Source organism: Komagataeibacter oboediens (genome assembly GCF_003207815.1).
GTDB lineage: Bacteria > Pseudomonadota > Alphaproteobacteria > Acetobacterales > Acetobacteraceae > Komagataeibacter > Komagataeibacter oboediens.
Genome location: NZ_NKTX01000156.1, coordinates 1 through 2161, shown reverse-complemented (window position 1 = coordinate 2161; position 2161 = coordinate 1). Strand labels below are relative to the sequence as shown.

At 44.5% G+C, this 2161-nt stretch carries 4 protein-coding genes; all 4 read left to right on the top strand.

Features of this window, described 5'->3' with window-relative positions:
• The first annotated feature begins 151 nt into the window (after positions 1–151).
• Positions 152–679 (top strand): hypothetical protein, encoded by a 528-nt coding sequence (locus CFR80_RS19105; protein ID WP_146221709.1) that lies wholly within the window; start codon positions 152–154, stop codon positions 677–679.
• Positions 680–974: 295 nt separating this feature from the next.
• Positions 975–1568, top strand: coding sequence for a hypothetical protein (locus CFR80_RS17815; RefSeq protein WP_146221708.1), 594 nt, complete (start codon positions 975–977; stop codon positions 1566–1568).
• Between the two features lie 11 nt (positions 1569–1579).
• On the top strand, positions 1580–1975 hold the full coding sequence (locus CFR80_RS17810; protein ID WP_110507828.1) for a hypothetical protein: 396 nt from the start codon (positions 1580–1582) through the stop codon (positions 1973–1975).
• Between the two features lie 15 nt (positions 1976–1990).
• On the top strand, positions 1991–2161 hold a 171-nt coding region (locus tag CFR80_RS17805; protein ID WP_146221661.1), incomplete at its 3' end, for a transposase.

Below are 2161 nucleotides of genomic sequence, written 5' to 3'. Positions count from 1 at the left end.
TGCGTCCTCAACCGCATGGACATTGATCGCCTCGATCCGCATGCTCACACGACGGACAGCAAGGCATTGTCAAGCTTGAAAAACTTTCGGATCGGGCTCTAAAGGATTCTGCAATTCTGTATCGGGACGCGGAGTTTCTGGTATCTCTTTAGTGAATTTATTAGGAGCATTCCTCTCAGAATTAGAGGCTCGATATAGGAAACGCGATACCTCATATACTATTTTAGGGATTAGTTTTGGTGGTAGTACTCCCATGATTTGGTATCCTCCTTATGGACAACAAGTGGCTATACTTTTGTCTGACGAATGTAAACAGGATGTATCAAGGGCAATATTTCAACTGGCTCATGAATGTATGCATTTATTAAGTCCATCTGGGAGTCGGGATGCTACATTACTAGAAGAAGGGCTGGCGACTTCATTTCAGATGGAAATAGCAGAAACTTATTGTTTGTACCCAGACGATTGTAGTGTTGATACATTAATTCAAAAAGAAAATTATAAATTAGCACTGCGTCTGTCTGAGGAACTAATTAATATTGATAATCATTGTATTAAGCGGATATTAACAAAATGTGGGAAATTTAATAAGATTAACCCGAAAGATATTACAAAAGAAGTGCCGTCCTTTAGTCTGGAAAATGCGAAATTATTGTGTGAAAAATTTGATTATAGCTGAACGGATTGAAATATCATGATTGTCTTCATTTGATTTCTTTGAGTTTTCAAACCCCGGCACGTTCGTTGTAGTCCGGGGTTCTTCTGTATCTTCTACCCTCTCCGTACACTCCATACCGGGATGTGTCTGAGCCTTTACAAGAACCTCCAACAGTGTCGGCATTTCCTATCCTCCCAATTGGTTCACATTAGGGTTGGGGAGGCTACCCCAGTCCCGTTTATAATTGGGTTGTTTCCTGCCGTATTTTGTGGTTTTTGTTAAACCAGAATCAATATATGGTAGAGAGCTTTAAGCTTTGGCCGATCTCGCTAATTTAGCAATTACCTGCACTTCATCCCCATCCTCTGCGCCAGCACCAGATGTTTATTCGATCTTCGGTCATTTGGTGACAGTTAAGCCATCCGATATCGGAACGGTGGTTGTGGCTCTCGCTATCGGTGGCATGACCGTCTGGATCGCTAACTGTCAGCGACGAATAGCCACGGAAAAGGTCATTTCCGACTTATTCGAAAAGCGATATGCAATATATGATGTCCACCTACGCGCAATCGTCAGCGTGTGCATGAGAAATTTCGATCCTGATGCCAATCATGATGTTTTGGATGAAACAATTTATTTAGGAGAGCAAGCGAGGTTTCTATTAGACATTGAAACGCATTTGTATTTATGCACGATACGGCAACGCCTGTTTCAGATAACTGAAAATAGGAAGCGGATGAAAGAAATAAAATCCGAACAGAACATATCCAAAGAAGACAAGTCTTTTAGACATGATTTATTTATGGAAAACCATAATTTTCAAACAGAACTTCTAAAGGAAATAGAAGGAAAACTTCCAGATATGTTTATGAAATTCCTCCGAGTTGCCGACTTTCGGACAAATTCATAGGAATTTCAAGCATGCAGACTTTTGAAACAGTCTCTAAGGCTAGCGTTGAAGACCTGGCGAAATGCTGTGTTCGTGATTACGTTTTACGCGGCGGTACAATCGAGTTTGATAGCAGCGGCACCCTCCATGTTTTGTGGATCTCAGTTGAAATTGAAGCCGAAGGCGGTGAGTTGATCTTTGATGCCCGCGGGCATGACCCCGGCTTGCTGCTGGTTGATGTCACGCTGCGGCAGAAGGCTCCTCTCTTGGTCCTCTTCAAGCAGGTCTCCCGCCTGACCGTGACGTATGATCCCAAGGCTGACATAACCCTGATTGGAATGCTGGGGGCACCAGCAGCAGGTCTGGACAGCAATGTCAGAAGTGGTCCCCATTTTTCGGACAGGGCGATAAGCTATCATCTGGCCTGAACGAGGACGTGTTTTATGGGCAAGGTTACGCGGAAACGGTATGCGGCGGAGTTCAAATCACGGGTTGCCCTGGAGGCGATCCGTGGGGAACTGACGCTGGCGGAGTTGGCGTCGAAACATGGCGTGCATCAGACGATGATCGCCCAATGGAAGCGCCAGGCGATCGAAGGCATGGCAAGCCTTTTT

Excerpts from the sequence above, each read along its gene's own strand:
- CFR80_RS17810 (WP_110507828.1), top strand. The coding sequence starts at position 1,580 with ATGCAGACTTTTGAAACAGTCTCTAAGGCTAGCGTTGAAGACCTGGCG.